Origin of the sequence: Jiangella ureilytica, from assembly GCF_004348545.1 — a bacterium.
In the GTDB taxonomy this organism is placed as follows: Bacteria; Actinomycetota; Actinomycetes; order Jiangellales; family Jiangellaceae; genus Jiangella; species Jiangella ureilytica.
Window position 1 is genome coordinate 19,821 of sequence record NZ_SMKL01000006.1, and the last position, 24,276, is coordinate 44,096.

At 72.3% G+C, this 24,276-nt stretch carries 25 protein-coding genes and 1 tRNA gene; 15 read left to right on the forward strand and 11 right to left on the reverse strand.

What is annotated here, in order from left to right:
• The first annotated feature begins 6 nt into the window (after positions 1-6).
• The 4 genes from E1212_RS03780 (at position 7) to E1212_RS03795 (ending at position 3,352) form a co-directional block, all read left to right on the forward strand.
• Positions 7-348 carry a hypothetical protein gene (locus tag E1212_RS03780; RefSeq protein WP_131979352.1) on the forward strand — a complete coding sequence of 114 codons (342 nt, stop codon included), beginning with the start codon at positions 7-9 and terminating at the stop codon, positions 346-348.
• Positions 349-616: 268 nt separating this feature from the next.
• The gene (locus E1212_RS03785) at positions 617-1,171 is read left to right on the forward strand and encodes a hypothetical protein (protein WP_131979355.1); all 555 of its coding nucleotides are present in this window, start codon (positions 617-619) and stop codon (positions 1,169-1,171) included.
• Positions 1,168-1,449, forward strand: a complete 282-nt coding sequence (locus E1212_RS03790; RefSeq protein WP_131979358.1) for a hypothetical protein — start codon at positions 1,168-1,170, stop codon at positions 1,447-1,449. Before E1212_RS03785 ends, E1212_RS03790 begins: the two co-directional genes overlap by 4 nt.
• Positions 1,450-1,615: 166 nt before the next feature.
• Complete coding sequence (locus tag E1212_RS03795) at positions 1,616-3,352, forward strand: CehA/McbA family metallohydrolase domain-containing protein (protein WP_131979361.1); 1,737 nt, start codon at positions 1,616-1,618, stop codon at positions 3,350-3,352.
• 71 nt (positions 3,353-3,423) lie between these two features.
• On the opposite strand, the gene E1212_RS03800 is transcribed toward E1212_RS03795, so the two are convergent.
• Both E1212_RS03800 and E1212_RS03805 read right to left on the reverse strand, forming a co-directional pair.
• Positions 3,424-4,677 carry an asparaginase gene (locus tag E1212_RS03800; RefSeq protein ID WP_131979364.1) on the reverse strand — a complete coding sequence of 418 codons (1,254 nt, stop codon included), beginning with the start codon at positions 4,675-4,677 and terminating at the stop codon, positions 3,424-3,426.
• Positions 4,678-4,766: 89 nt separating this feature from the next.
• Complete coding sequence (locus E1212_RS03805) at positions 4,767-5,081, reverse strand: hypothetical protein (RefSeq protein WP_131979367.1); 315 nt, start codon at positions 5,079-5,081, stop codon at positions 4,767-4,769.
• A gap of 134 nt (positions 5,082-5,215) precedes the next feature.
• Between E1212_RS03805 and E1212_RS03810 the strand changes: the two genes are divergently transcribed.
• Positions 5,216-5,566 carry an MmcQ/YjbR family DNA-binding protein gene (locus E1212_RS03810; RefSeq protein WP_131979370.1) on the forward strand — a complete coding sequence of 117 codons (351 nt, stop codon included), beginning with the start codon at positions 5,216-5,218 and terminating at the stop codon, positions 5,564-5,566.
• Between the two features lie 85 nt (positions 5,567-5,651).
• Here E1212_RS03810 and E1212_RS29225 read toward each other — a convergent pair whose 3' ends face one another.
• Both E1212_RS29225 and E1212_RS03815 read right to left on the reverse strand, forming a co-directional pair.
• Complete coding sequence (locus E1212_RS29225) at positions 5,652-5,792, reverse strand: hypothetical protein (RefSeq protein ID WP_162605293.1); 141 nt, start codon at positions 5,790-5,792, stop codon at positions 5,652-5,654.
• 277 nt (positions 5,793-6,069) lie between these two features.
• Positions 6,070-8,265: a DUF6351 family protein gene (locus tag E1212_RS03815; RefSeq protein ID WP_203416336.1), complete on the reverse strand. Its 2,196-nt coding sequence runs from the start codon at positions 8,263-8,265 to the stop codon at positions 6,070-6,072.
• Positions 8,266-8,450: 185 nt separating this feature from the next.
• On the opposite strand from E1212_RS03815, the gene E1212_RS03820 reads away from it, so the two are divergent.
• On the forward strand, positions 8,451-8,912 hold the full coding sequence (locus E1212_RS03820) for a VOC family protein (RefSeq protein ID WP_131979373.1): 462 nt from the start codon (positions 8,451-8,453) through the stop codon (positions 8,910-8,912).
• Positions 8,913-9,863: 951 nt separating this feature from the next.
• On the opposite strand, the gene E1212_RS03825 is transcribed toward E1212_RS03820, so the two are convergent.
• The 4 genes from E1212_RS03825 to E1212_RS03840 form a co-directional block, all read right to left on the reverse strand.
• Positions 9,864-9,938 (reverse strand) — tRNA-Val (locus E1212_RS03825).
• Positions 9,939-9,993: 55 nt separating this feature from the next.
• Positions 9,994-10,395: a hypothetical protein gene (locus E1212_RS03830; protein WP_203416338.1), complete on the reverse strand. Its 402-nt coding sequence runs from the start codon at positions 10,393-10,395 to the stop codon at positions 9,994-9,996.
• A gap of 125 nt (positions 10,396-10,520) precedes the next feature.
• Positions 10,521-10,982, reverse strand: coding sequence for a peroxiredoxin (locus E1212_RS03835; protein WP_131979376.1), 462 nt, complete (start codon positions 10,980-10,982; stop codon positions 10,521-10,523).
• On the reverse strand, positions 10,979-11,413 hold the full coding sequence (locus E1212_RS03840) for a DUF3052 domain-containing protein (RefSeq protein ID WP_131979379.1): 435 nt from the start codon (positions 11,411-11,413) through the stop codon (positions 10,979-10,981). The genes E1212_RS03835 and E1212_RS03840 overlap by 4 nt, the downstream gene beginning before the upstream one ends.
• Positions 11,414-11,685: 272 nt before the next feature.
• Between E1212_RS03840 and aceE the strand changes: the two genes are divergently transcribed.
• From aceE to E1212_RS29230, 3 genes are all read left to right on the forward strand, one after another.
• Positions 11,686-14,433, forward strand: coding sequence for a pyruvate dehydrogenase (acetyl-transferring), homodimeric type (gene aceE, locus E1212_RS03845; RefSeq protein ID WP_131979382.1), 2,748 nt, complete (start codon positions 11,686-11,688; stop codon positions 14,431-14,433).
• A 126-nt stretch (positions 14,434-14,559) separates the two neighbouring features.
• Positions 14,560-15,066: a phage tail protein gene (locus E1212_RS03850; protein ID WP_131979385.1), complete on the forward strand. Its 507-nt coding sequence runs from the start codon at positions 14,560-14,562 to the stop codon at positions 15,064-15,066.
• A complete protein-coding gene (locus E1212_RS29230) occupies positions 15,063-15,518 on the forward strand; it encodes a collagen-like protein (protein WP_203416339.1) in 456 nt (151 codons plus the stop codon). Before E1212_RS03850 ends, E1212_RS29230 begins: the two co-directional genes overlap by 4 nt.
• A gap of 6 nt (positions 15,519-15,524) precedes the next feature.
• Here the strand turns inward: E1212_RS29230 and E1212_RS03860 are convergent, their stop codons facing one another.
• Both E1212_RS03860 and E1212_RS03865 read right to left on the reverse strand, forming a co-directional pair.
• Entirely contained in the window at positions 15,525-16,262 is a 738-nt protein-coding gene (locus E1212_RS03860; RefSeq protein WP_131979390.1) for a pirin family protein, read from the reverse strand.
• Between the two features lie 7 nt (positions 16,263-16,269).
• Entirely contained in the window at positions 16,270-16,752 is a 483-nt protein-coding gene (locus E1212_RS03865) for a hypothetical protein (RefSeq protein ID WP_131979393.1), read from the reverse strand.
• 136 nt (positions 16,753-16,888) lie between these two features.
• Between E1212_RS03865 and E1212_RS03870 the strand changes: the two genes are divergently transcribed.
• The 6 genes from E1212_RS03870 to E1212_RS03895 all read left to right on the forward strand — a co-directional run bounded on the left by E1212_RS03870 (position 16,889) and on the right by E1212_RS03895 (position 23,513).
• Entirely contained in the window at positions 16,889-18,088 is a 1,200-nt protein-coding gene (locus E1212_RS03870) for a PucR family transcriptional regulator (protein WP_131979396.1), read from the forward strand.
• Between the two features lie 110 nt (positions 18,089-18,198).
• The gene (locus E1212_RS03875) at positions 18,199-19,380 is read left to right on the forward strand and encodes an acyltransferase domain-containing protein (protein ID WP_131979399.1); all 1,182 of its coding nucleotides are present in this window, start codon (positions 18,199-18,201) and stop codon (positions 19,378-19,380) included.
• Between the two features lie 3 nt (positions 19,381-19,383).
• Positions 19,384-20,460 (forward strand): beta-ketoacyl-ACP synthase III, encoded by a 1,077-nt coding sequence (locus E1212_RS03880; protein WP_131979402.1) that lies wholly within the window; start codon positions 19,384-19,386, stop codon positions 20,458-20,460.
• A 101-nt stretch (positions 20,461-20,561) separates the two neighbouring features.
• Positions 20,562-20,807 carry an acyl carrier protein gene (locus tag E1212_RS03885; protein ID WP_111255345.1) on the forward strand — a complete coding sequence of 82 codons (246 nt, stop codon included), beginning with the start codon at positions 20,562-20,564 and terminating at the stop codon, positions 20,805-20,807.
• 4 nt (positions 20,808-20,811) lie between these two features.
• Entirely contained in the window at positions 20,812-22,071 is a 1,260-nt protein-coding gene (gene fabF, locus E1212_RS03890; protein WP_131979405.1) for a beta-ketoacyl-ACP synthase II, read from the forward strand.
• On the forward strand, positions 22,071-23,513 hold the full coding sequence (locus tag E1212_RS03895) for an acyl-CoA carboxylase subunit beta (protein ID WP_131979408.1): 1,443 nt from the start codon (positions 22,071-22,073) through the stop codon (positions 23,511-23,513). Before fabF ends, E1212_RS03895 begins: the two co-directional genes overlap by 1 nt.
• A gap of 258 nt (positions 23,514-23,771) precedes the next feature.
• On the opposite strand, the gene E1212_RS03900 is transcribed toward E1212_RS03895, so the two are convergent.
• Positions 23,772-24,266 carry a DUF3145 domain-containing protein gene (locus tag E1212_RS03900; RefSeq protein WP_131979411.1) on the reverse strand — a complete coding sequence of 165 codons (495 nt, stop codon included), beginning with the start codon at positions 24,264-24,266 and terminating at the stop codon, positions 23,772-23,774.
• Positions 24,267-24,276 lie beyond the last annotated feature (10 nt).

Below are 24,276 nucleotides of genomic sequence, written 5' to 3' on the forward strand. Positions count from 1 at the left end.
CTCCGGTTGACGGGCGGACGACACCGGTGTGATTCTCAATTCGCGAGGGGCACGGCACGCACGAGGAAGGCTCGTCCCATCAGCACGCCACAGCACACCGACGGCCACCCCTGGTGCGCCGAGCACGACCCCACCGGCACCTGCCTCGGCCACCTCCACGTCCTGCCGCGCGACGGCGCCGCCTGGCTCGAGGGCGGCCCGGACGACACCGGCGCCGTCGTCGTGGTGGCCCTGGCGAGACCCGGTGCGCGCACGCTGCCCGCGTTCACCGCCGCCGAGGCACGTGAGCTCGCGGCCGCGCTGACCGCACTGGCGAACGAGCTCGACGCGGGTCGAACGCCCGTTTGACTTTCTCCTTCCACCACTGTCATTCTTGACCCATAGCGCCCCCACCCTCCTTCGGAGGCGGGCGAGCGCTATCGACCACGAGGCGCGGCAGCCGGCCGGACAGCTCTCGTACCGGCCGCTCATGGTGGGACGGTTCGGCGACCCGACGCGCATGTTCACGCCGCCCGCCCGCGGGCCGGCTGCTGGGCGGAGTCCGCCGACGGCACGCGCCGCCGCGACGGCTCCCCGGCCCCCATCCAGCTCGTGAGTCCACTCCTGGAGGAGACCCGTGGTCACCGTTCCCACGGCGGACCGCCGCGCCGTCATCGCGCGGTCCGCCTTCCTCAGCGACGACGTCGGCCAGATGGTCGCCCGGCACGACGCCGAAGGCCCCACCATCGACGTCGACCTCGCGCCGGCCGACTCCGGCCAGCACGTCCACATCGCGCTCACCCCGTCCGAGGCCCGCCTCATCGCCGGGCAGCTCACCGACCTCGCCGCCACCGCGCAGCGGGCCGGCTGGACGCCCGAGGTCCTCGCCGACGTCCGCGAGCGCTACCTGCCCGGCCGCACCGACCAGCAGATCATCGAGCGCCTCGACGCCCTCACCACCCGCCTCGGCGGGCTGGTGCTCGGCTACAAGGGCCGCATCGACTGGAAGGCCGGGCGCATCCTCACCGCCGAGGTCGGCGCCGAGCTGCTCGACCGCGCCGCCACGGCCCTCGACGCCGCCGAGCAGCACCTCACCGCCCACCAGCAGGCGGTCGAACAGCTCGGCGCGGTCAAGGCCGAGCTCGAGGAGCTGCGCCGGTACTACCGCACCGAGAGCGAGCCGGCCCGATGACCGCCGCGGCCGCCGCCCCGTCCGACGAGTGCGAGCTCAAGTGGTGCAACGAGGCCGGCGAGCACACCGTGCACCGGCAGTACCTCACGTCCGTGCTCACCTGGCGCAACACCTGGCTGATCGGGGTCAACGTCGTCCAGAGCGGCGCCGACCCGCACCACGTCGAGCTCACCGCCACCACCCGGCACACCGCACCGGCGCTGGTCACCCTGAAGCCCGACGAGGCCGAGGCCGTCGGCCACGCCCTCGTCGAGGCTGCCGACCGGGCCACGCGCTGACCCCGGTGACCGGGAGACGCCTGGTGCACCGGCCGCCGCTCCGCTGGTCGGAGCGGCGGCCGCAGGTCGCCGACAGTTCGCACCGATCGCCCCGAGTCGTCGCCTGATGGTCACCTGCCGGCGGAAGAGTCCGGCCATCAGCCGACTCGGGCATGGAGGGGAACCCATGTGTCACACCGCTGACCACGGGCACGACCACGACGAGCACCACCATCACCCGCACGACTTGAGCGACGCGCTCGACTCCGACACCAGCGTCGCCCTCGATCTCTCCGTCGACGACAGCGAGCTGTCCCCCACCCAGCTGTCCCGCCGCGGCCTGTTCCGCTCCGCCGGCGTCCTGGGCGGCGCCACCGCGCTCGGCATGGCCGGCGTCACGCCCGCCATGGCCGACGGCCGCGACGACGACGGCCACCACGGCTCCGGCGGCGGTGTCCGGCACTGGCTGGCCGGCGACCACCACATCCACACCCAGCACAGCTCCGACGCCATGTACCGCGTCTACGACCAGGTGCGGCACGGCGCCGCCTACGGCCTCGACTGGATGGTCATCACCGACCACGGCGGGGCCACGCACGCGCGCATCGGCGTCGAGCTGGTCAACCCCGACATCCGCGCGGCCCGCGAGCTGCTGCCGGGCACCCTGATCTTCCAGGGCCTCGAGTGGAACATCCCGTCGGCCGAGCACGGCACCGTGTTCGTCGCACCGGGCCGCAACGAGGTCGCCGTCCTCAAGCAGTTCGAGACCGACTACGACGGCTCGGTCAACGGCACGTCGCCCAGCAGCCCCGCCAACGAGGCGCAGGCGCTGGCCGGCATCACCTGGCTGGGCCGCCAGATCGACCGCCGCCGCATCGACGACGCGCTGTTCCTGGCCAACCACCCGGCCCGGCAGGGCATCGACAGCCCGCACGAAATCCGCGCCTGGCGCGACGCCGACCCCCGCATCGCCATCGGCTTCGAGGGCGCGCCGGGCCACCAGGCCGCCGGGCTGCCCGCAGGCGTGGGCGCCGGCTCGGCCCGCGGCTTCTACGGCGGCGCGCCCAACGCCAACTCGTTCCCGGGCTACCCGCTCGAGAGCTACCGCACCTGGGGCGGCTTCGACTGGATGACGGCGACCGTCGGCGGCCTCTGGGACAGCCTGCTGGCCGAGGGCAAGCCGTGGTCCATCAGCGCCAACTCCGACTCCCACACCAACTGGGGCGACACCAGCCGGCGGCCCGACGGCTCGACGTCCGAGCAGTTCAACCGCGACGGCCGCTACGGCGACCCGGTCTACAGCGGCGGCGTCAACCTCACCGCCGGCGACTACTGGCCGGGCCTCTACTCCCGCACCCACGTGGGCGCGTCCAAGCGCGACTACCTCGCCGTCATGCGGGGTCTGCGCGACGGCCGCGTCTGGGTCGACCACGGCCACCTGGTCAAGGGTGTCGAGGTCACGGTCCGCGAGCGCGGCCGCCGCTCGGGCGCTCCGCTCGGCGACACCCTGCGGGTCCGCCGCGGCAGCCGGGTCGAGCTCGTCGTGCGCATCACGGCGCAGGACGAGCCGAACTGGGCGCAGTTCCTGCCGCAGCTGGGGCGCGTCGACCTCATCCGCGGCACGGTCGACCCCGGCCACGCCGACGACCAGCGCGACACCTTCGTCGCGCCCGACACCAAGGTCGTCCAGCAGTGGGACACCTCGGGCCGCACCGGCACGTTCGAGATCGTCCACGACCTCGGCCGGGCCGACGACGCCTTCTACGTGCGGCTGCGCGGCACCGACGGCAACCGCTCGCAGCCGGGCTTCCTCGGCGCCGCCGTCGACCCCGAGGGCCCTGCGCTCGACGTCGTCGGCAACGCCGATCCGTGGATCGACCTCTGGTTCTACACGAACCCCATCTGGGTGGTGCCGACCCGCTGACGCACGGGTCACCGCCGGCGGCCGGTCTCCCTCTGCGGGGGAGACCGGCCGCCGGTCCGCATGATCTGGGGCTACCGCGAGCCGCTGGTGCTCAGCGCCGGCAGCGCCGACGTGATGTCGGCCTGCAGACTCGCCCACTCGACGAAGTCCGCGCGGGTGTCCTCGACGCCGTCGTTGAAGGCCAGCGCCATCATCAGCAGCAGCCGGGCGTGCGGGGCGTTGAGCGAGTCGGCCGGGAAGACCGCGCCGCTGCCGCCGTAGACGCTGCCCGACCCGGTCCGGGTGGTCGACGCGAACATCACGCCGGCCTGCACCGCCCGGTTGCGGGCCTGGCCGGCCGCGCCGGAGATGCCGCCCGCGCCGGTGCCGGCGGTGACGATGCCCTCGACCCCGGCCGCGGCCCACGCGTCGATCGCCTCGCCGCCGGCCTCCTGCGCATTGTAGAAGATCTCCACCCGCGGCAGGTCGGCCTTGTCGATCGTCGTCAGGTCGAACGGCGTGCGCCAGTTCCGCAGCGCGTTCGCCGTCGTCACCACGCTCCCCCGGGTCTCGAACACCCGCAGCGCGCGGGCCGGCATCCGCATGATCCGCACCTTGAGGTCGTCGACGTAGCCGAGGACGCCGAGCTCCGGCGTCTGGAACGTGTCCATGCGGTACGCCGACGTCTTGGTCACGTCGCGCACGGCGTGGATCTCGTCGTTGAGCATCAGCACCGTGCCGAACCAGGCGGTCTTGCCGCTTGCCGCCGTCACGATCGCGTTGAACAGGTTGGCCTGCGCGTCCGAGCCGATGACCGTCCACGGCCGCATGGCGCCGGTGATGACGACGGGCTTCGGGCTCTGCACCGTGAGGTCGAGGAAGTAGCCGATCTCCTCCATCGTGTCGGTGCCGGTGGTGACGACGACGGCGTCGGACGTCCTCAGAGCGTTGTCGACGGCCAGCGAGAGGTCGTACAGTTCGGCGATCGAGTAGCCGCCGGATCCCTTGTTGCCGAACTGCAGGCTGTTGACGTCGGCCACCTCGTCGAGGTTCGGCACCTCGGCGAGCATGTCCTCCATCAGCAGCGTGCCGGCGCGATAGCGCTGGAAGCTGGTCGGGGTGTCCGACTGCCCGGCCATGGTGCCGCCGGTCGCGACGACGGTGACCGTGGGCAGAGCGGCGTCGGCGGACCGGACGACGGACTTGGGCACCGTCTGCACGGCCTGCCGCGACTGCGCCGGCGCGCCGTCGGCGCCGGGCAGGAACACGAGCATCAGGGCGACGGCGGACGCCACCGCCAGGGGGACACGTCCGCGCAATGCCGCGACGTTCCGGGGGAACGACATCTGAAGGGCACCTCCGGCTCAAAGGACCAGGACGCCCATAAAGAATCAATGATCCGTTTCCGCCCGGAACCGGGCGGTTTTCGGCAGCGTTACGGCTCCCTCACCGCGGCCCTCGGAGGTCGTTGGCCGGGTACCCGCCCCTGCATGCGGCGCGACTGCCGGACCGGCGTCGCCGCCAGCCGGACGTCCTGGCCCGCGGCGCACAGCGGCCCGATCAGTCCGGCGGACAGCTCGTCGACCCAGAGCAGCAGACTCACGTCAACGGGCTGGGAGGGATCGTCCAGAGCCAGCGACTCCCGGTACCAGTGGACGATCGACGGCATCAGCGCACGCAGCGCCGCCCGGCGTTCGCTCGCCCGCATGGAGTCCAGAGCCTGGTTGAACTCGGCGATGAAATCCGTCATGGCGTGCCCCCTTGCGCGGCAACGGCTCCGGCGCTCCGTTGCGCCGGGCCGCCGCCTTGCACGCCTGAATACCCCATGGGACGGACCTGCGTCCCTCCGGACCGGACCAGTGCGCCGTCGGGCAGGATGAGGACATGGCCGTGCCGATCGCCGACTTCCTCGCCATCATCGACCGGCTGCCTGGGGCCGGCGGCACCGACTCGGAGAACTGGACCTCCTTCCGCGTGCGCGGCCGCACGTTCGGCTACCTGTGGCCGCGCACCTCGACCGTCGGGCTCAAGCAGACCATCGCCGAGCAGCGAGCGCTGGTCGCCGAGCGGCCGGACGTGTTCGAGATCCAGTTCACGGCCGGCGCGTTCGGGTGGGTGGTCGTGTACCTCGACGGCATCGAGCTGGACGAGCTGGTGGAGCTGACGTTCGAGGCCTGGCGGCTCACGGCACCCGAGGAGCTCGTGGAGCAGCAGGGCGACCGGCTGCCGCTCTAGGGCGTGTCTCTTAAGTCGTCAGCCAGATGGTGATGGCGCGTAGGACGACGCCGCCTCGCTACGGCCGAGACTTGGGAGACACACCCTAGTCCGCCGCCGGGTCGCCGTGCAGCAGGAACGACAGCAGCCTGGCGTTGACGAAGAAGACGTCGGCCTCCTCGTCGCCGTAGCCGGGGACCACGTCGACCTCGACGGGCCCGCCGAGCTCCCGGTAACGCGAGCTCACGCTCCAGCTCGTCCGGGCGCAGGCCGTACGCCGGCGCGGCCCGTTTCAGCCCGGGCCGGTCGCGCACGTCGCAGACCGGGTCCATGCCGCCGATGCGCCGCACCAGCCCGGGGTGCTCACTCGCCCAGGCGTAGTGCCGCCGCGCCGATCCGGCAGCCGGACGAACGCATCGTGCCCGTCGACGGTGAAGCCGACGTCCCGAGCTCCCATGGTCCACCGTCGTACCGAACCGTCTCACAGAGCGACCGCAGCGGACGCTCTGTGAGACGGCAGGGAGTCAGGAGCGCAGCCAGGTGCCAGCCAGGCCCTGTTGTTCCACCCCCGGCCTCGAGTAGTCGCAGACCCCGCCGGCGAAGATCGTCGTGAGGCGCTGCCACTGCTCATCGGTGAAGGCGACGGCGTAGTCGTCGCGCTCGGGCTGCTTCACCCGGCACTTCACCACGTCGGCGGCGATGCTCTCACCGGCGACCTCCCGCGGGAACGACGCCGACGGGTAGAGCCGCTCGCACTCGCTCGCCGGGTCGCGGTCCAGCGGCTGGGCGAGGAACTCGGCCGTCGCGTCGCGGGTGGTGCAGCCCTCGACCAGCGCGGCCGGCCGGGCGGCGACGATCTTGTCGATGGGCTTCGCGGCGGAGTCGTCGGCCGCGATGGCCCGCAGCCACCGGTCCATCTGCGTGACGGCGTGGCGCAGCAGCGGGCTGGCGGTGCTGAACAGGCCGTAGCGGGCGTCCTCGAGCAGGCTGACGTGGTTGGCGGCGGTGCCGTTGGCCTTCAGCAGCCGCTCCCGCATCGAGAACGTGTGGTAGCGGACGTGGATGTCGCCGTTCGCGGCGTCGTCGAAGTACGCGCGGTAGTCGATGATCGGGATGTCGGCCAGCCCGCCGCCGCCGTTGGTCAGCCGGCCGGACCGGTAGGCGGCGCGGATCGCCTCGGTGTCGCCCTCGGTGCGGGCGGCGACGATGTTCGCGTCGTCGTCGAAGCCGCCGACCCGCTCGTTGAGGTCGAGGAACTGCTCAGCCGAGATGGTGCCGTCGTTCAGCGTGGCCAGTCCGTACTGGATGCCGACGTTGTCCAGCGGCCGCCGGGCGAACCCGGTCGCGGGGTCGGTCCCGTAGACGTTGACCGTGTGGTCGAAGACGTCGCAGCGCACGCCGTCCGGGTTGGTCTCCGGGTGGTAGCGCTGGGCCGGCGGCACGACCCCGCAGAACACCCGCGGGTCGATGCGCCGGGCGCCGTTGGCCACGTTCGGCGCGGTGGCGTAGGTGGCGAAGCCGGTGACGGCGCGCCGCTGCTGCGCCGTCCACGCCACCCCCGCGTCGGTCGTGAAGTAGGTGTCGAGCAGCCACGCGTCGGTGATGAACTGCACCGTCCCGAAGCCGACCTCGGGGAACGAGCAGCCGACGACGATGCCGTCGAAGATGCCCGGATAGTTGTCGCTGATCTGGTGGCCCTGGTAGGAGCCGCCGCTACAACCGAACCCGATGACGTGGTCGGGCCGGCCGTAACGCTCGGTGAACTCCTCGCGCACCATCATGGCGGACTCCGCCGCCGTCAGGTCCGAGCAGTTGTTCCCGAACACGTTCAGCGACGACGACAGGACCGCGTAGCCCTGGCCCAGCAGGAACGCGTCGGTGACGCCGCCGGTGGAGTTGCCCTGCCGGTACCAGCCTCCGATGCAGCCGCCACCGAGCGTGTAGACGGCGCCGCCGTTCCACCCGGCCGGCCGCTCGGTGCCGGTGGCCGACGGCGTGGGCTCGGCCAGCGGGTCGTGCAGGACCGCCGTCTGGAAGATCGCGCGGTTGACGGTGCCGGTCTCCATGCGCACGACGTACGGGCGCGTCTCGCCGGTCGAGATCGTGGTCGTGGCGAGGTCGGCCGGGTACGCCGTCGCGCCGGCGGGCCAGGGGACGAACGTGTTCGCCGTCGTCCGGTAGAAGTAGTCGACCCGGTCGGCGATCGAGCAGTCCGCGTCGAGGGGCTGCCCGAGGGTGCCGCCGACGACCGGCACGGCGAACGAGGCGGTCTCGCAGATGAACGGCTGCTGGTGCGGCCCGGAGAAGACCGGCCCCGTCCGCGGGTGGTTGGTGACGGTGAGCTCGGCCTCGGCGCGCCCGCCGGGCCCGGACGTCGTGATGCTGCTGGTGCCCTCGGGCAGCCCGGTGACCAGGCCGGTCAGCCTCCGTCCCTCGGCCACGAACGCGTCCGTCACGTCGACGCCGCCGGCCGCGACCCGCACCCGGTGCGGCGGCACGTTCACCGGCACGTCGATGCGCACCAGCGCGTCGCCGCCGGTCACCGTGTCCGGCCGCCCCGAGAGCACGCTGATCTCGACCGGCCCCGGCCGGGCCGCCTGAGCGGGAGCGGTGACGGCTGCCGTCAGGGGCACGATGACGGCGACGGCGGCCGCCGCGGCGAGCACCCCTCCCCGCCGTCGCCGACGGGTCGGGATCGACAGGTCCCAGCGCACGATCATGAGCAACCTCCTCGTCGCCTGACTGCGGGTTGCCCACGACCGTGGCCCGGCCGCCGGACCCGCGGCCAGGCCCGGCGGCACAAGTTCAGAGTCCCCTGACATTCGCGCCGGTGAAAGCGGACCGATCCTGTCCGCCAGTCGTGCCAGGGTGGAACCGCACCCGATCCTGAGCGAAAGGACAGCCGATGAGCCGGCACGTCCAGATCACCTTCGACGCCCACGACCCGCGCGCCCTGTCGTCGTTCTGGCGCGACGTCCTCGGGTACGCCTACCCCGCCCCGCCCGGCGCCGACCTGCCCGACGGCGCCGACCCGCTCGCCGCCTGGGACGAGTTCCTCACCCGAATCGGCGTGCCGGAGGAGCAGTGGAACTCGCGCTCGGCCATCGAGGACCCCGACGGCGACGGGCCGCGGCTGTTCTTCCAGCAGGTGCCCGAGGACAAGGTCGCCAAGAACCGGGTCCACCTCGACGTGCGGGCCGCGCCCGGGCTCGAGGGCGACGAGCGCATGGCGGCGCTCGAGGCCGAGTGCGACCGGCTGGTCGCCCTGGGCGCGACCCGCGTGCGCCGGTTCGAGCCCGACGAGCCGTGGAGCGGCGGCTTCATCGTCATGACCGACCCCGAGGGCAACGAGTTCTGCCTCGACTGACCGGTCAGGGCTCCTGGGCGGCCCGCTCCAGCTCGTCGACGATCTCCTGGCGTTGCGCGGGACCCGGGTATCGCCCCGCGCGACGACGGCGTGGATGCGCCGGGTGTGGCCGATGTCGGCCGGCGACTCGGCGTCGAGCACGAGCGCGCACCAGCAGCTCGAGCTCGTCGTGCGCCGCCAGGCCCGGGAAGACGAACGATGTGCCGCCGTCGGTGCCCGCGCCGACGTTCCCGCCGGGCCGCTGCCGGGTCGCCGACCGGCCGGAGCTTCGCGTCGAGGTACTCCAGCTCGAGCGCCTCGCGCTCCGGGTCCGCGCCGGCCAGGCCTCGACCCACGCCACCCACTCCCCGCGCAGCGCCCGCCAGGCGTGCGTCGGCGGCGGTCACGATCGGGACGCCGAACGGGTTCCGCGAGCCCGGCCCGTCCAGCACCTTGCTGGCAATCACCATGGACGGGACCGTCCAGGTCGCCGCGCCGGACCTGCCGCCACACCTCGTGCGTCTCGGCGGACGCGCGCATCTCGCGGATGCCGGTGACGCCGTGCACCAAGTGCATCGGCGGGCACGTCCCGGCGACCTCGGTGCTGTGGGTGTGCGGGTCCCGCGGTCCGGGGATGAGGAACCTCCCCCGCAGGTCGACGACCCGCACGCCCGCGATCTCGGGGACGTCCGTCCGACGGCGAGCACGCGCTCCCCCGCCGGCACCGCCGTCGCCTCGGGTTGCGGACCCGAGCCGGTGCCGTCGGCCAGCGTCGCGCCGGTCAGCACCGTCACCCCGCCTCGGTCCCGGTGGCCTCGGCCGCTGCTGCGAGGCCGCGCTACCGGCCGGCACCGGCAGGTCCACGACGGGCGCCGCCCGACGACGGCGCTGGATCCCACGTTGACCGATCGCGACGGTGACGATCAGGTGCAGCGGTTGAGCCCGACGACGGGCCTGACCAGCATCCGTGCGTGGTGGGCGCAGTAGGGTTCGAACCTACGACCCCTGGTTTGTAAGACCAGTGCTCTACCGCTGAGCTATGCGCCCGTCATCGTGCGAAGGCTCAGGGTATCGAGAGATCGGCCCGGCCCGAAAATCGCCGTCAGGCGGCGCCGTCGGGCGGAACCTTCTCCTGTTCCTGGGTGCTGATCTCAGGTGTGTCCAGCGCTTCGGCGATGGCCGAGCGGGTCGGCCGGGCCGGCGCGCGGCCGAGGACGCGGTCGATGGCGCTGGCGACGTCGGCGGAGAGGTCGCGGCTGTCGGTGCGGCGGTGCCGGCCGGGACCGGGCATACGGATGGCGAAGCCGCGGTCCATGGTGGTCTCGACGGCGAGGAACTCGGCCGTGGCCGAGGCCTCGCAGGAGCGGCACACCGTGTGGCCGAGACGGCGCACGAGCGTGGTGGCGCCGCAGACCGTGCAGCGGTCGAGGTCGGACGACCAGCCCTTGGTCTGCTGGCAGTCGGGGCAGATCAGCACCTGCTCATCGGCCCGGACCCCGCGCACCCACAGGTTCGTCCCCCGGGCGGGGTCGGACTGGCGGGCTCCACAGCGGTAGCACGGCACGAGCGAGCTCCCTTCCTGCTCTGCTTCTGGTCGGACGACACCGGACGCCGAAGGTGCCCGGACCGTCAGGCCGTGCCGAGCGAGCTCAGCACGCGCCGGTAGTCGTCGACGTCCCTGGCATCGGGAAGCGCGTTGACGACGTTCCAGCGGACGGTCCCCCCTGTGTCCACTACGAAGGTACCGCGAACGGCACAGCCGCGTTCGTGATCGAACACACCGTACGCCGAGGCAACCGCCCCATGTGGCCAGAAGTCGGACACGAGCGGGAAATCCAGCCCTGCCGTGTCGGCGAACACGCGCAGGGAGAACATCGAGTCGCACGAGACGGCGACGACGTGCGTACCGGAGCCGACGGCGGGGATCAGCGAGTCGCGGATGGCGGTCAGCTCGCCGGTGCACACCTCCGTGAACGCGAACGGGAAGAACGCCAGGACGACGGGGCGTCCTCGCAGGGAGGAGAGCCGGACTGCCGAACCGTGCTGGTCCGGCAGTTCGAAGTCCGGTGCCTGAGCACCGACCAGGCTCACTTGCGGGCCGACCCCTTGGGGGCGACGAGCTTGGTGCCCGACCAGTCCTCGGCCGCCGAGACGGTGGACGTGGTGGACAGGCCGGCGGTGAGCGCGGCGTCGGCGATGTCGCTGGCCTCGACGGAGCCGTCGCGGCCCACCTTCGGAGTCAGCAGCCACACCACACCGCCGGGGGCGAGGTCGGTCGTGGCGCCGATCAGCGCGTCGGTGAGGTCGCCGTCGTCGTCACGCCACCACTGCAGCACCACGTCGGCGACCTCCCCGGAGTCGCCGTCGAGCAGCTCGTTGCCGGTGACTTCCTCGATGTCGATACGCAGATCGTCATCGCAGTCCTCGTCCCAGCCGAGCTCCAAGACCACCTGGTTGGGGCGGAAGCCGAGCTTGGCCGCCGGCCCGTCGTGCTGGTCCGAGTGGCCCGCGATCTGGCCCACCGATCGTCCTCCTCGCAGTCGTCGCGGCCCGCTCCTGCGTACCGCGTTTGCTGTAGTCCACCCAAGGACGCGCACTTGCGCAAGTGAACCCGCCAGACCAAGCCTGACACGCTCACCCGAACGCGCCTATGGTGCCCCTGCTCAGCGCGCTTGGAAAGATGTCGGCGGGTCCGAATGTGACGTACGGCGCCGGAGCGAGCAGGATAGGAAACACAGAACCCGAACATCCCCCGACGCTCATCGGCGTCCTATGAGACCACGAAGGGACAGTCGTGGCTGCCGACCGCTCGCCGATCATCATCAACGGCCTTCCGAGCCAGCTCCCCGACATCGACGCGGACGAGACCAGGGAGTGGCTGGAGTCGCTCGATGCCGCCATCGACCAGCGCGGACGCCACCGGGCTCGCTATCTGATGCTGGCGCTGCTGCAGCGCGCCCAGGAGCGCCAGGTCGGCGTGCCGAGCCTGCGCAACACCGACTACATCAACACCATCCCGCCCGAGGCGGAGCCCTGGTTCCCCGGCGACGAGTTCGTCGAACGGCGCATCCGGGCCTATACCCGCTGGAACGCGGCCATGATGGTGCAGCGCGCCCAGCGGCCGGGCGTGGGCGTCGGCGGCCACATCTCCACCTACGCGTCGTCGGCGGCGCTCTACGAGGTCGGGTTCAACCACTTCTTCCGCGGCAAGGACCACGCCGGCGGCGGCGACCAGATCTACTTCCAGGGCCACGCCTCCCCCGGCATGTACGCCCGCGCGTTCCTCGAGGGCCGGCTCACCGAGAGCCAGCTCGACGGCTTCCGCCAGGAGCTCTCGCACGCCGGGCTGGGCGGCGGGCTGCCGTCCTACCCGCACCCGCGGCTGATGCCCGACTTCTGGGAGTTCCCGACGGTGTCCATGGGCCTGGGCCCGCTGAACGCCATCTACCAGGCGCGGTTCAACCGCTACCTGCACCACCGCGGCATCAAGGACACCAGCCAGCAGCACGTGTGGGCGTTCCTCGGCGACGGCGAGATGGACGAGCCCGAGACCATCGGCGCCATCGGCGTCGCCGCCCGCGAAGAGCTCGACAACCTCACGTTCGTCGTCAACTGCAACCTGCAGCGGCTCGACGGCCCCGTACGCGGCAACGGCAAGATCATCCAGGAGATGGAGGCGCTGTTCCGCGGCGCCGGCTGGAACGTCATCAAGGTCATCTGGGGCCGCGAGTGGGACCCGCTGCTGGCCGCCGACACCGACGGCGCGCTGGTCAACCTCATGAACGTCACGCCCGACGGCGACTACCAGACGTACAAGGCCGAGTCCGGCGCGTACGTCCGCGAGCACTTCTTCGGCCGCGACCCCCGCACCCGCAAGATGGTCGAGGACATGTCCGACGACGAGATCTGGGGGCTCAAGCGCGGCGGGCACGACTACCGCAAGCTGTACGCGGCCTACAAGGCCGCCACCGAGCACACCGGCCAGCCGACGGTCATCCTCGCCAAGACGATCAAGGGCTGGACGCTCGGCTCGCACTTCGAGGCGCGCAACGCGACGCACCAGATGAAGAAGCTCACCGGCGACGACCTCAAGCTCTTCCGCGACCGCCTGTTCATGGAGATCCCCGACGCCGCGCTCGAGGACGTCTACAACCCGCCGTACTTCCACCCGGGCCAGGACTCCGACGAACACGCCTACATGATGGAGCGGCGGCAGAAGCTGGGCGGCTTCCTGCCCGAGCGCCGCACCCCCGCGAAGCCGCTGGTGCTGCCGGGCGACAAGGTCTACGAGGTGGCGAAGCGCGGCTCCGGCAAGCAGCCGGTGGCCACCACCATGGCGCTGGTCCGCCTCCTCAAGGACCTGCTCAAGGATCCCGAGATCGGCAAGCGACTCGTGCCCATCATCCCCGACGAGGCCCGCACGTTCGGCATGGACTCCCTGTTCCCGACGCTGAAGATCTACTCGCCGCACGGGCAGAACTACACGCCCGTCGACCGCGAGCTGTTCCTGTCCTACAAGGAGGCCAAGGACGGGCAGATCCTGCACGAGGGCATCAACGAGGCCGGCTCGGTGGCGTCGTGGACGGCGGCGGCCACGTCCTACGCCACGCACGGCCAGCCGATGATCCCGCTGTACATCTTCTACTCGATGTTCGGCTTCCAGCGCACCGGCGACGGCTTCTGGGCCGCCGCCGACCAGCTGTCCCGCGGCTTCGTCCTCGGCGCCACCGCCGGGCGCACCACGCTCAACGGCGAGGGCCTGCAGCACGAGGACGGCCACTCGGTGCTGCTCGCGTCGACCAACCCGGCGGTCGTGCACTACGACCCCGCCTTCGCCTTCGAGATCGGCCACATCGTCCGCGACGGCCTGCGGCGCATGTACGGCGAGGACTCCGAGAACGTCTTCTACTACCTCACCATCTACAACGAGCCGTACGTGCAGCCGGCCGAGCCCGAGAACCTCGACGTCGACGGCCTGCTCAAGGGCATGTACCTGTACCAGCCCATGGAGACCGCACCCGGCGACAACGTCCCGCACGCGCAGATCCTCGCGTCCGGCGTCGGCATGAACTGGGCACTCGAGGCGCAGCAGCGGCTGGCCCACGAGTGGCAGGTCGCGGCCGACGTCTGGTCGGTCACGTCCTGGAACGAGCTGCGCCGCGACGGCCTGGCCGCCGACGAGTGGAACCTCATGCACCCCGGCGAGGACGCCCGCGTCCCGTACGTCACCCAGCGGCTGCGCGAGGCCCGCGGCCCTGTCGTCGGCGTCAGCGACTACCTGCGCGCGGTGCAGGACCAGATCGCGCCGTACGTGCCCACCGACTACTCCTCGCTGGGCACCGACGGGTTCGGGCTGTCCGACACGCGGGCGGCGCTGCGCCGGCACTTCAAGGTCGACGCCCAGTCCATCGTCATCAGCGTGCTGACGCTGCTGGCCCAGCGCGGCGAGCTGCCCTGGGAGACGGTCAAGCAGGCACACGACCGCTACAAACTCGACGACGTCAAGGCCACCACCGCCGAGGAGGCGGGCGGCGAGTCCTAGCTGGAGTTCCCAGCCGCCCGAACTTCCGACGACCACGTTCCTTTCGCAAGATCGACCCGCTTTGCTGGTTCTGCCGATCCGTCGCGACCGCCGACGGAGCACCGGTCCATCCAGAGGGGGTTCGCCATGCGAAAGAGAACACCGGTCGCCTGGGCCGCCGTCGCCGCCGCGGCGGCGACGGTCCTGAGCACGTCCACGCCCAGCGTCGCCCATTCGGCCCAGGAGGTCGTCAGCTACCAGCTCACCATCGACGGCGTCGGGCTGACCATGCAGCAGTGCATCGGGCTCGGGACGGCCACGGAGGTCGTCGAGCAGCGGGTGGCGGGCCCGGACGGTCAGGTGACGACGGTCAAGGTGCCCGGCCTGCATCGTGACCACGACCTCGTGTGCACCCGGGTGGTCACCGACGACGACACGCTCGTGGAGTGGCAGGAGCTGCTGCTCGCCGGGGGTCCCGACGCCCGCAAGGACGTCGGTCTCACGCTGTACGACACGCTCGGCGAACCGATCACGGGGTTCGCCTACGAGAACGCCTGGCCCAGCGAGCTCACGTATGTCGATGCCGGCGACTCCAGCGGCCGGCTCCTCGAGGTCGTGACGATCGTCGCCGACGAGCTCAGGCGGGTCTCGTGAACCGCAACCGGCTGCTCGCCGTCATCGCCTCGACCGGGGTGATCGTGAGTGGCGGCACGGTGGCGGTCATGGCCGCGACCACGTCCGACGAGGTGATCCATGCGTGCGTGAGCCGAGGCGTGCTCGGACTGGGCGCCGGGAGCGTCCGCATCGTCGACGGACCGGGCGACTGCCGGCACACCGAGGATCCGACGAGCTGGAACCGGCAGGGTCCGGCCGGGCCGCCCGGCGCGACCGGCCCGCAGGGCGTGCCCGGCCCGCAGGGCGTGCCCGGCCCGCAGGGGGTGCCCGGCCCGCAGGGCCAGGCCGGCCCGCAGGGCGAGCCGGGACCCCAGGGCCCCCAGGGACCGCCGGGCGGCAGCCTCGGCGGTGACGCCCTGGTGAGCTCGTGCTGGAGCGGCCTGCCGGAGGTGACGATCGGCGAGTGCGTCGCCAGGACGCTCGTTCCCTGACGCCGGTCAGCCGGCGGCGGCGTGCATCTCCCACACGAGGAGCTCGGCGCCGCCGGTGGCCGTCACCGCCCGGCCGCCCTCGTCGCTGAAGCGGACGGCGTCGCCCTCGCCCAGGGTGCCGGCGGACTCGACATCGACGACGGCGGCAGCTGCGGCTTCCGCGCGCGCCACGTAGACATGCACGAACGGCGCCGACGGCAGCGTCACGACGTCACCGGGCCGCAGCCGGGCCACGTGCAGGGCTGCGGCCTCCTGCCCGAGCCCGACGGCGACGGCGTCGGCGTGCCGTCCCAGCCCGCTCACCACCGGCATCAGCCCGCCGCCTGCCAGCGTCGCCGTCACGTCGGCCTGGCCGTACGACGGGTCCACGCCCGGCTTCGTCGGCGGCAGCCACATCTGCACGAACCGCGCACCGGAGCCGCCCGACGCCAGCTCGGAGTGCCGCACGCCGCGCCCGGCGCTCATCCGCTGCACCACGCCCGGCACCAGCTCGCCGCCGTGCCCGGCGGTGTCCTGGTGGACCAGCGAGCCGGTCAGCACCCAGGTGACGATCTCGACGTCGCGGTGCGGGTGCGCCGGGTAGCCGCCCCCGGGCGAGGCGACATCGTCGTTGGCCACCACCAGCAGCCCGAACCCCACGTTGCCGGGGTCGTAGTGCGGCCCGAACGAGAACGAGTGCCGCGAGACCACGCCGTCGCCGGGGGTGACGAACCGATCGCCGGCCCGCCGGACCTCGACGCTCACCGGCCCGTCACAGTCCGGTGCGGGCGCCCGCCGACTCCAGCCGCGCCAGCCAGCCGCGCAGCCGGTCGGCCGTCGGCGCCGTCAGCAGCAGCCCGGCCACGCTGAACAGCGCGCCGATGACCACCGGCAGCCACACGCCGCGGGCGAAGGAGTTGACCAGCCCGATCAGCGTCGGCAGCTCGGCGAAGACCAGGCTGAGGAACGCCGCGCTGCGCAGCTGCCCGGCCGCCTTCACCTCGTCGGGCCCGGAGCCGGGCGGCCAGGGCTTGATCACGCGCTTCGGGACCACGAACGCGGCGGCCACGAACACGACGCTCACCAGGATCGCCCCGAACGCGTCGACGCCGGACCCGGGCGAGTCGCCGATGGTGAACACCGTGACCGCGGCGATGACCGCCACGCCGGCGAGCATGGCGAGACTCACCAATCGCAACACGCGGCCCAGGTCGTCGGTCGGGGCGCCGCTCCCCGGCGAAGTCGGTGTCGACATGGCCCGGAGCCTATCGGCAGGCGGGTCCGGCCCCCGGCGCCGGATCACTCGCCGACCACCGGGGATTGTCCGTTCACCACAACCGCGCCCGCCCTGGTCCACCGTCCGGCGACCCCGGCCGCGTACGCTGCCGGGCATGCGGCCATCCTCCGACGCCGAGTTGCCCGGCACTTTCGGCGGCAGCGGGCACGAGCACACGGTGCACCTGCTGGAACGGGCCACGGGGCGGCTGGCGACCGCGGCCATCGCCCGCATGGAGGAGACGCTCAGCTGGTACCGCGCCATGCCGGCGGAGCAGCGGTCGTGGGTGGGCCTGGTGATCCAGGCCGGCATCGCGGCGTTCGTCGACTGGTACCGCAACGCCGACGAGTCCCGGCCCACGCCGACCGCCGACGTGTTCGGCACGGCGCCGCGCGACCTCATCCGCGCGATCAGCCTGCAGCAGACCGTCGAGGTCGTGCGGGTCGCTATCGAGGTGGTCGAGGACAGCGTCGAGGAGGTCGTCGGACCCGAGGACGCCCGCGACGTCACCGAGGGCGTGCTGCGCTACTCGCGCGAGGTCGCGTTCTCCGCGGCGCACGTGTACGCACGGTATGCCGAGGCGCGCGGTTCGTGGGACGCCCGGCTCGAGGCCACGGTGGTCGACTCACTGCTGCGCGGCGAGATCGACGAGGACGTGCGGTCGCGGGCATCGGCGCTGGGCTGGACGGCGGCCAGCGGCGTCGCCGTCATCATCGGCCGGCCCAGGACCGACGACGGCGCCTCGGCCGACGAGATCCGCCGGTCGGCCCGGCACGCCGGGTACGACGTGCTCACCGGCGGCCAGGGCGACCGGCTGGTCGCGGTGCTCGGGCGGGTCGAGGACCCGCTGCAGGCCGCCACGGCCATCGTCACCCACTTCGGCCCGGGGCCCGTGGTCGTCGGGCCGCTGGTGCCCGACCTGGTGTCGGCGGCGGCGTCGGCGCGGCCCGCTGTGTCCGGTCTGCTCGCGGCGGCGGGGTGGCCCGACTCACCCCGTCCGGTCGCGGCCGGCTCGTTGCTGCCCGAGCGGGCGCTGTCCGGCGACCAGGAGGCGCTGCACGACCTCGTCGCCGAGCTCTACGTGCCCATCGCCGAGGCCGGCCCCGTCGTCCTCGAGACGCTGGCCGCCTACCTCGAGACCGGCGCGTCGGTCGAGGCCGCGGCACGGCTACTGTTCGTGCATCCGAACACCGTCCGGTATCGCCTGCGGCGGGTCACCGACGTCGTCGGGCTCACTCCCACCGACCCCCGCGACTCCTACACCTTGCGCCTCGCGCTGTCCCTCGGACGGATGAACCCGCCGGTCATCGAGTGACCGCCGTCCGCATCCGGCACCGAGGTTGTGGGAAACCCCCAAACTTAGTGGGACGACCTTGTGACTGCGGCCGACCCCTTCTACGGCCCGGTAGCCGCGAGGCTTGAAGGGTGCTTGTGATCGTCGCCCCGGGTCAGGGGTCCCAGACGCCCGGCTTCCTCGCGCCATGGCTGGAGGAGCCGTCGTTCGCAGCCCGTATCGACTGGCTCTCCGCCGTCGCCGGGCTCGACCTCGCGCACTACGGCACCGAGGCCGACGCCGACACCATCCGCGACACCGCGATCGCCCAGCCGCTGCTGGTGGCCTCGGGCCTGGTCACCGCTCTCGCCCTGTTCCCGCATCCCGCCGATGCCTTCTCGACGGTGGGCGCGGTGGCCGGGCACAGCGTCGGCGAGATCACGGCGGCCGCGGGCGCCCGGGTCATCACCGCCGAGCAGGCCATGGTCTTCGTCCGCGAGCGCGGCAAGGGCATGGCCGAGGCGGCCGCCAAGGAGTCCACGGGCATGACCGCCGTCCTCGGCGGCGACGCCGACGAGGTCCTGGCCACGTTGCAGAAGCACGGTCTCACCCCCGCCAACGTCAACGGCGCGGGCCAGGTGGTCGCCGCCGGCACCGTCGCGCAACTCGAGGCGCTGGCCGGCGACCCGCCGGCGGGCGCGCGGCTGCGGGCGCTGCCGGTCGCCGGCGCGTTCCACACGACGCACATGGCGTCGGCCGTGAAGCGGCTGCGGCACTACGCACAGTCCATCAGCACCCACGACCCCCGCACGCTGCTGCTGTCCAACCGCGACGGCCAGGTCGTGCACGACGGCCGCCGGGTGCTCGACCGCCTGGTCGACCAGGTGTCCAACCCGGTCCGCTGGGACCTCTGCATGCAGACCATGGCCGATCTCGGCGTCACCGGACTGCTCGAGGTGCCGCCGGCCGGCACGCTGACCGGCCTGGTGAAGCGCGCGCTGCCCGGGGTCGAGACCTTCGCGCTGAAGACCCCCGACCAGCTCGACGACGCCCGCGCGTTCGTCGAGAAGCACGGCCAGCCCAGCCAGCTGATCACCAACCCGACCTGGCGCCTGGTCGTCGCGCCCATCAAGGGCACGTTCACCGCGTCCGGCGCCAAGGTGGGCGACCGGCTGAGCGCCGGCGACACCATCGGCACCGTCGGCTCGCTGCGCGACTCGCTGGGGGTCACGGCGGGCCATGGCGGCACCATCATCGAGTGGCTCGTCGAAGACGGCGACCCGGTCGCCCCGGGCCAGCCACTGGTCCGGCTACACCCTGAGGCGGTGGCGTGAGTGATGAGTGGAGCCGACCGTGAGGTCCCAGGCAACGGCGAGGCGCGGAAGGTCAAGGGAATCAGCGGTGTCACGATCCAGGTCGCACGCGAGCCGCGGTCGTCGCGGATCCTCGGCATCGGCGGCTACCGCCCCGGCCGGGTGGTCACGAACGCCGAGATCGTCGAGCAGATCGACTCGTCGGACGAGTGGATCCGGACCCGCTCCGGCATCGAGAGCCGCCGCTGGGCGAACGACGACGAGACCGTCGTCGCCATGAGCCTGGCCGCCGCGCAGAAGGCGCTGGCCGACGCCGGCATCCAGCCCGAGCAGGTCGACTGCGTCATCGTCTCGACGGTCACGCACCTGTACCAGACGCCGTCGGCCGCCGCCGAGATCGCGCACAAGCTGGGCACCAACCGGGCCGCCGCGTTCGACATCTCGGCCGCGTGCGCCGGGTTCTGCTATGGCCTGTCGCTCGCGTCGGACATGGTCCGCGTCGGCACCGCGCGCCACGTCGTCGTCATCGGCGTCGAGCGGCTCTCCGACCTCACCGACAAGACCGACCGGTCGACGGCGTTCCTGTTCGCCGACGGCGCCGGCGCGGCCGTCGTGGGCCCCGCCGCGGGTCCCGACGAGGCCGGCATCGGCCCGGTCGTGTGGGGCTCCGACGGCGAGCACCTCGACCTCATCAGGCAGCGCGAAGACTGGCGCGACGCCCTGTTCAGTGAGACCGGCCCGGCCATGCCGCACCTGGTCATGGAGGGCAACCCGGTCTTCCGCTGGGCGTCGTACGAGATGGCCAAGGTGGCCCAGGAGGCGCTCACCGCCGCCGGCGTCACCGTCGACGACCTCGACGTCTTCGTGCCGCACCAGGCCAACATGCGCATCACCGACGCCATGGCCCGTCAGCTCAAGCTGCCCGAGCGGGTCGCCGTCGGCCGCGACATCGCCACGCAGGGCAACACCTCCGCGGCGTCGATCCCGCTGGCCATCGAGCGGATGATCGAGACCGGCGAGGCCCAGAGCGGCGACCTCGCCCTGATCATCGGGTTCGGAGCCGGGCTGGTCTACGCCGGCCAGGTGATCCGGATCCCCTGATCCAGCCACGTGCCCGCCCGACGACGTGCGGGCACCTACGATCGTCACCGACCACGATCGGTCACGAGCATCACGCCAACCCAACGAGGAGAACGACTGACATGGCCAGCACCGAGGAGATCCGCGAGGGTCTTGCCGAGATCGTCAATGAGATCACCGGCGTTCCCGCCGAGGACGTGCAGCTCGACAAGTCCTTCACCGACGACCTCGACATCGACTCGCTGTCGATGGTCGAGGTGGTCGTCGCCGCCGAGGAGAAGTTCGGCGTGAAGATCCCCGACGAGGAGGTCAAGAACCTGGCCACCGTCGGTGACGCCGTCACGTTCATCGAGAAGGCAGGGTCCTGATCTCATGGCACGTTCCCAGGCACGAGTCGTCGTCACCGGGCTCGGCGCCACCACGCCCGTCGGGGGCGACGTGGCGTCGACCTGGGAGTCCCTGCTCGCCGGGCGTTCCGGCGTGCGCAAGCTGACCCAGGAGTGGGTCGCCGACCTGCCGGTGCAGATCGGTGCACCGGCGGCCGTCGACCCCTCCGAGGTCCTCCCCCGCGTCGAGGCCCGGCGGCTGGACCGCTCGGCCCAATTCGCCATCATCTGCGCCCGCGAGGCGTGGGCCGACGCGGGGTTCACCGGCAAGGCGAGCGAGGCGGGGCTCGACCCGGACCGCGTCGGCGTCGTGTGCGCCTCCGGCATCGGCGGGCTCACGACGCTGCTGTCCAACTACGACCAGCTCCGCGACGCAGGCCCGCGCCGGGTGTCGCCGCTGGCCATCCCCATGCTGATGCCGAACAGCCCGTCGGCCAACGTGAGCATCGAGCTGCAGGCGCGGGCCGGCGCGCACACCCCGGTCAGCGCGTGCTCCTCCGGCGCCGAGGCCATCGCCTACGCCCTCGACATGATCCGGCTGGGCCGGGCCGACGTCGTCGTGGCCGGTGGCGCCGAGGCGGTCATCTCGCCGCTACCCATCGCCGCGTTCGCGAACATGATGGCGCTGTCCAAGCGCAACGACGAGCCCACCGCCGTCAGCCGGCCGTTCGACAAGAACCGCGACGGCTTCGTGCTCGGCGAGGGCGGGGCGCTCATGGTGCTCGAGTCCGCCGAGCACGCCGAGGCGCGCGGCGCGACGATCTACGCCGAGGTGGCCGGGGCCGGCATGAGCGCCGACGCCCACCACATCGCTCAGCCGGAGCCGTCCGGCCGCGGCGTCATCACGGCCATCCGCAAGGCGCTGACCGACGCGGGCCTGACCCCCGAGGACATCGCCCACGTCAACTGCCACGCCACCTCGACACCGGCGGGCGACGTCGCGGAGTCGGTGGCGCTCAACACCGTCTTCGGCGACCGGGTCACGTCCATCCCGGTCACCGCGCCGAAGTCCATGATCGGGCACCTGCTCGGCGGCGCCGGCGCCGTCGAGTCCCTGGCCACCGTGCTCACCCTGCACCACGGCCTGGTACCACCCACGGCGAACGTCGACGACGTCGACGACGACGTCAATCTCGACATCGTCCGCACCACCCCGCGGAAACTCGACGACGGTCCGCTCGCCGCACTGAACGACTCGTTCGGGTTCGGTGGCCACAACGTCGTCCTCGCCTTCAGGAGGGCCTGATGACCGCTCTGGCCGACCGCCCCGCATCGTCGAAGCCGACGGCGACCAAGCCGCCGCGCGACGAGGACCCGCGCAACCCCAAGCACCGGCTCGCCGCCCTGTTCGACGAGGGCTCGCTCGAGCTGATCAGCGCTGACGACCTCAGCGGCATGCTCGCCGCCGTCGGCACCGTGCAGGGGACCCCCGCCGTCGCGTTCTGCTCCGACGCCACCGTCATGGGCGGTGCGATGGGCGCCGACGGCTGCCGCGTGGTCGTCGAGGCGTACGAGCGGGCGCTGGCCGACGGCGTCCCGATCATCGGCCTGTGGCACTCCGGCGGCGCCCGGCTCCCCGAGGGCGTGCTCTCGCTGCACGCCGTCGGCCAGATCTTCGCGGTCATGACCCGCGCGTCGGGCAAGATCCCGCAGCTGTCGGTCGTGCTGGGCCCGGCCGCCGGCGGCGGCGCGTACGGCCCGGCGCTCACCGACATCGTCATCATGGGCCCCGAGGGCCGGGTCTTCGTCACCGGCCCCGAGGTCGTCCGCTCGGTCACCGGCGAGGACGTCGACATGCTGCGTCTCGGCGGGCCGGAGCCGCACGGCCGCCGCTCCGGCGTCGTGCACGTCGTGGCCAGCACCGAGCGCGAGGCGCTGGACCGGGCGCGGACGCTGGGGTCGCTGCTCGGCGCACAGGGCACGCTGGACGCCGAGGCCGTGGCCGACCGGGACCTCGGTGTGCACTTCCCGGAGTCGGCGAAGCGCGCCTACGACGTCCACCCGATCGTGTCGGACCTTCTGGACGACGAGGACGGGATCGAGCTGCACCCGCGCTGGGCGCCGAACATCACCACCACGCTGGGCCGGTTCGGCGGCCGCACGGTCGGTGTCATCGCGAACAACCCGCTGCGCCTCGGCGGCTGCCTCGACTCCACGTCGGCCGAGAAGGCCGCCCGGTTCGTCCGCATGTGCGACGCGTTCGGTGTGCCGCTGCTGGTCATCGTCGACGTCCCGGGTTACCTCCCCGGCGTCGGCCAGGAGTGGGACGGCGTCGTCCGCCGCGGCGCGAAGCTGCTGCACGCTTTCGCGGAGGCGACCGTGCCGCGGGTGACGCTGGTGACCCGCAAGGTCTACGGCGGTGCGTACATCGCGATGAACTCGCGCGCCCTGGGCGCCACCCGCGTCTTCGCCTGGCCGACCGCCGAGGTCGCCGTCATGGGCGCCGTCGCCGCCGTCCGCATCCTGCACCGGCGCAAGCTGGCCGAGGTGGCCCCCGAGGTCCGCCCCCAGGTCGAGGCGGAGCTCGCCGAGGAGCACCAGCGCATCACCGGCAGCCTCGATCGCGCCATCGAGATCGGCGTCATCGACGAGGTCATCACGCCCGAGAACACCCGCTCGGCACTGGCCGCCGCCATCGCCGCCGCTCCGGCCGGCCAGCGCGGCTCGCACGGCAACATCCCGCTGTAGCAGGGTGCGGCCCGGGGTCTTCCGAGCCGCACGAACGGCCGCACACACGGAGCGCCCCGGACCGTTGAGGTCCGGGGCGCTGCTACGTGGTGAGGCCGCTGTATTTCCCGGTCACCGGGCCGGGGACAACCACCGATGCCGGAGCGGCCACGTCTTGAGGTGTGTTACTTGTCCGTGACCATACCGAGGTCTTCGCCGGTTGTGAACCCCTTGTCGCGGACGAATTTCGAGACACCCGAGCAGGCGTCGTCGAGCCGCTCAGACGACCTGGTGGAGCCACCGCACGGGGGCGCCGTCACCGGCGTAGCGGAAGGGCTCGAGCTCCTCGTCCCAGGGTGCTCCGAGGAGCCGGCGCATCTCCTCCTCGAGGTCGGCCTCACCGAGGGACGCCTTGACGACGGCGGCCTTGATGCGGTCCTCGGGGATCATGATGTCGCCGTGCACGCCGGTGACCGCGTGGAACACGCCGAGGCTCGGGGTGTAGGAGTAGCGCGCGCCCTCGCAGCCCGGACTGGGCTCCTCGGTCACCTCGAACCGCAGGTGCATCCACCCGCGGAGCGCCGAGGCGATCTTGGCGCCGGTGCCCGGGGCACCCTGCCACGACAGCTCGGCTCGGTACATGCCGGGTGAGGCTGGCTGCGGGCTCCAGTCGAGCTTCACGCGCACGCCAAGAGCGCCGGCCGCGGCCCACTCGATGTGTGGGCACAACGCCGACGTTGCGGCGTGGACGTACAGGACGCCACGAGTCGTCACCGGATCCTCC

Bases quoted from the DNA above. Each gene is read 5' to 3' on its own strand.
- E1212_RS03790 (WP_131979358.1), top strand. From the start codon at position 1,168: ATGACCGCCGCGGCCGCCGCCCCGTCCGACGAGTGCGAGCTCAAGTGG.
- E1212_RS03795 (WP_131979361.1), top strand. From the start codon at position 1,616: ATGTGTCACACCGCTGACCACGGGCACGACCACGACGAGCACCACCAT.
- E1212_RS03800 (WP_131979364.1), bottom strand. From the start codon at position 4,677: ATGTCGTTCCCCCGGAACGTCGCGGCATTGCGCGGACGTGTCCCCCTG.
- E1212_RS03805 (WP_131979367.1), bottom strand. From the start codon at position 5,081: ATGACGGATTTCATCGCCGAGTTCAACCAGGCTCTGGACTCCATGCGG.
- E1212_RS03810 (WP_131979370.1), top strand. From the start codon at position 5,216: ATGGCCGTGCCGATCGCCGACTTCCTCGCCATCATCGACCGGCTGCCT.
- E1212_RS03815 (WP_203416336.1), bottom strand. From the start codon at position 8,265: ATGATCGTGCGCTGGGACCTGTCGATCCCGACCCGTCGGCGACGGCGG.
- E1212_RS03820 (WP_131979373.1), top strand. From the start codon at position 8,451: ATGAGCCGGCACGTCCAGATCACCTTCGACGCCCACGACCCGCGCGCC.
- E1212_RS03850 (WP_131979385.1), top strand. From the start codon at position 14,560: ATGCGAAAGAGAACACCGGTCGCCTGGGCCGCCGTCGCCGCCGCGGCG.
- E1212_RS03865 (WP_131979393.1), bottom strand. From the start codon at position 16,752: ATGTCGACACCGACTTCGCCGGGGAGCGGCGCCCCGACCGACGACCTG.
- E1212_RS03870 (WP_131979396.1), top strand. From the start codon at position 16,889: ATGCGGCCATCCTCCGACGCCGAGTTGCCCGGCACTTTCGGCGGCAGC.
- E1212_RS03880 (WP_131979402.1), top strand. From the start codon at position 19,384: ATGAGTGGAGCCGACCGTGAGGTCCCAGGCAACGGCGAGGCGCGGAAG.
- E1212_RS03885 (WP_111255345.1), top strand. From the start codon at position 20,562: ATGGCCAGCACCGAGGAGATCCGCGAGGGTCTTGCCGAGATCGTCAAT.
- fabF (WP_131979405.1), top strand. From the start codon at position 20,812: ATGGCACGTTCCCAGGCACGAGTCGTCGTCACCGGGCTCGGCGCCACC.
- E1212_RS03895 (WP_131979408.1), top strand. From the start codon at position 22,071: ATGACCGCTCTGGCCGACCGCCCCGCATCGTCGAAGCCGACGGCGACC.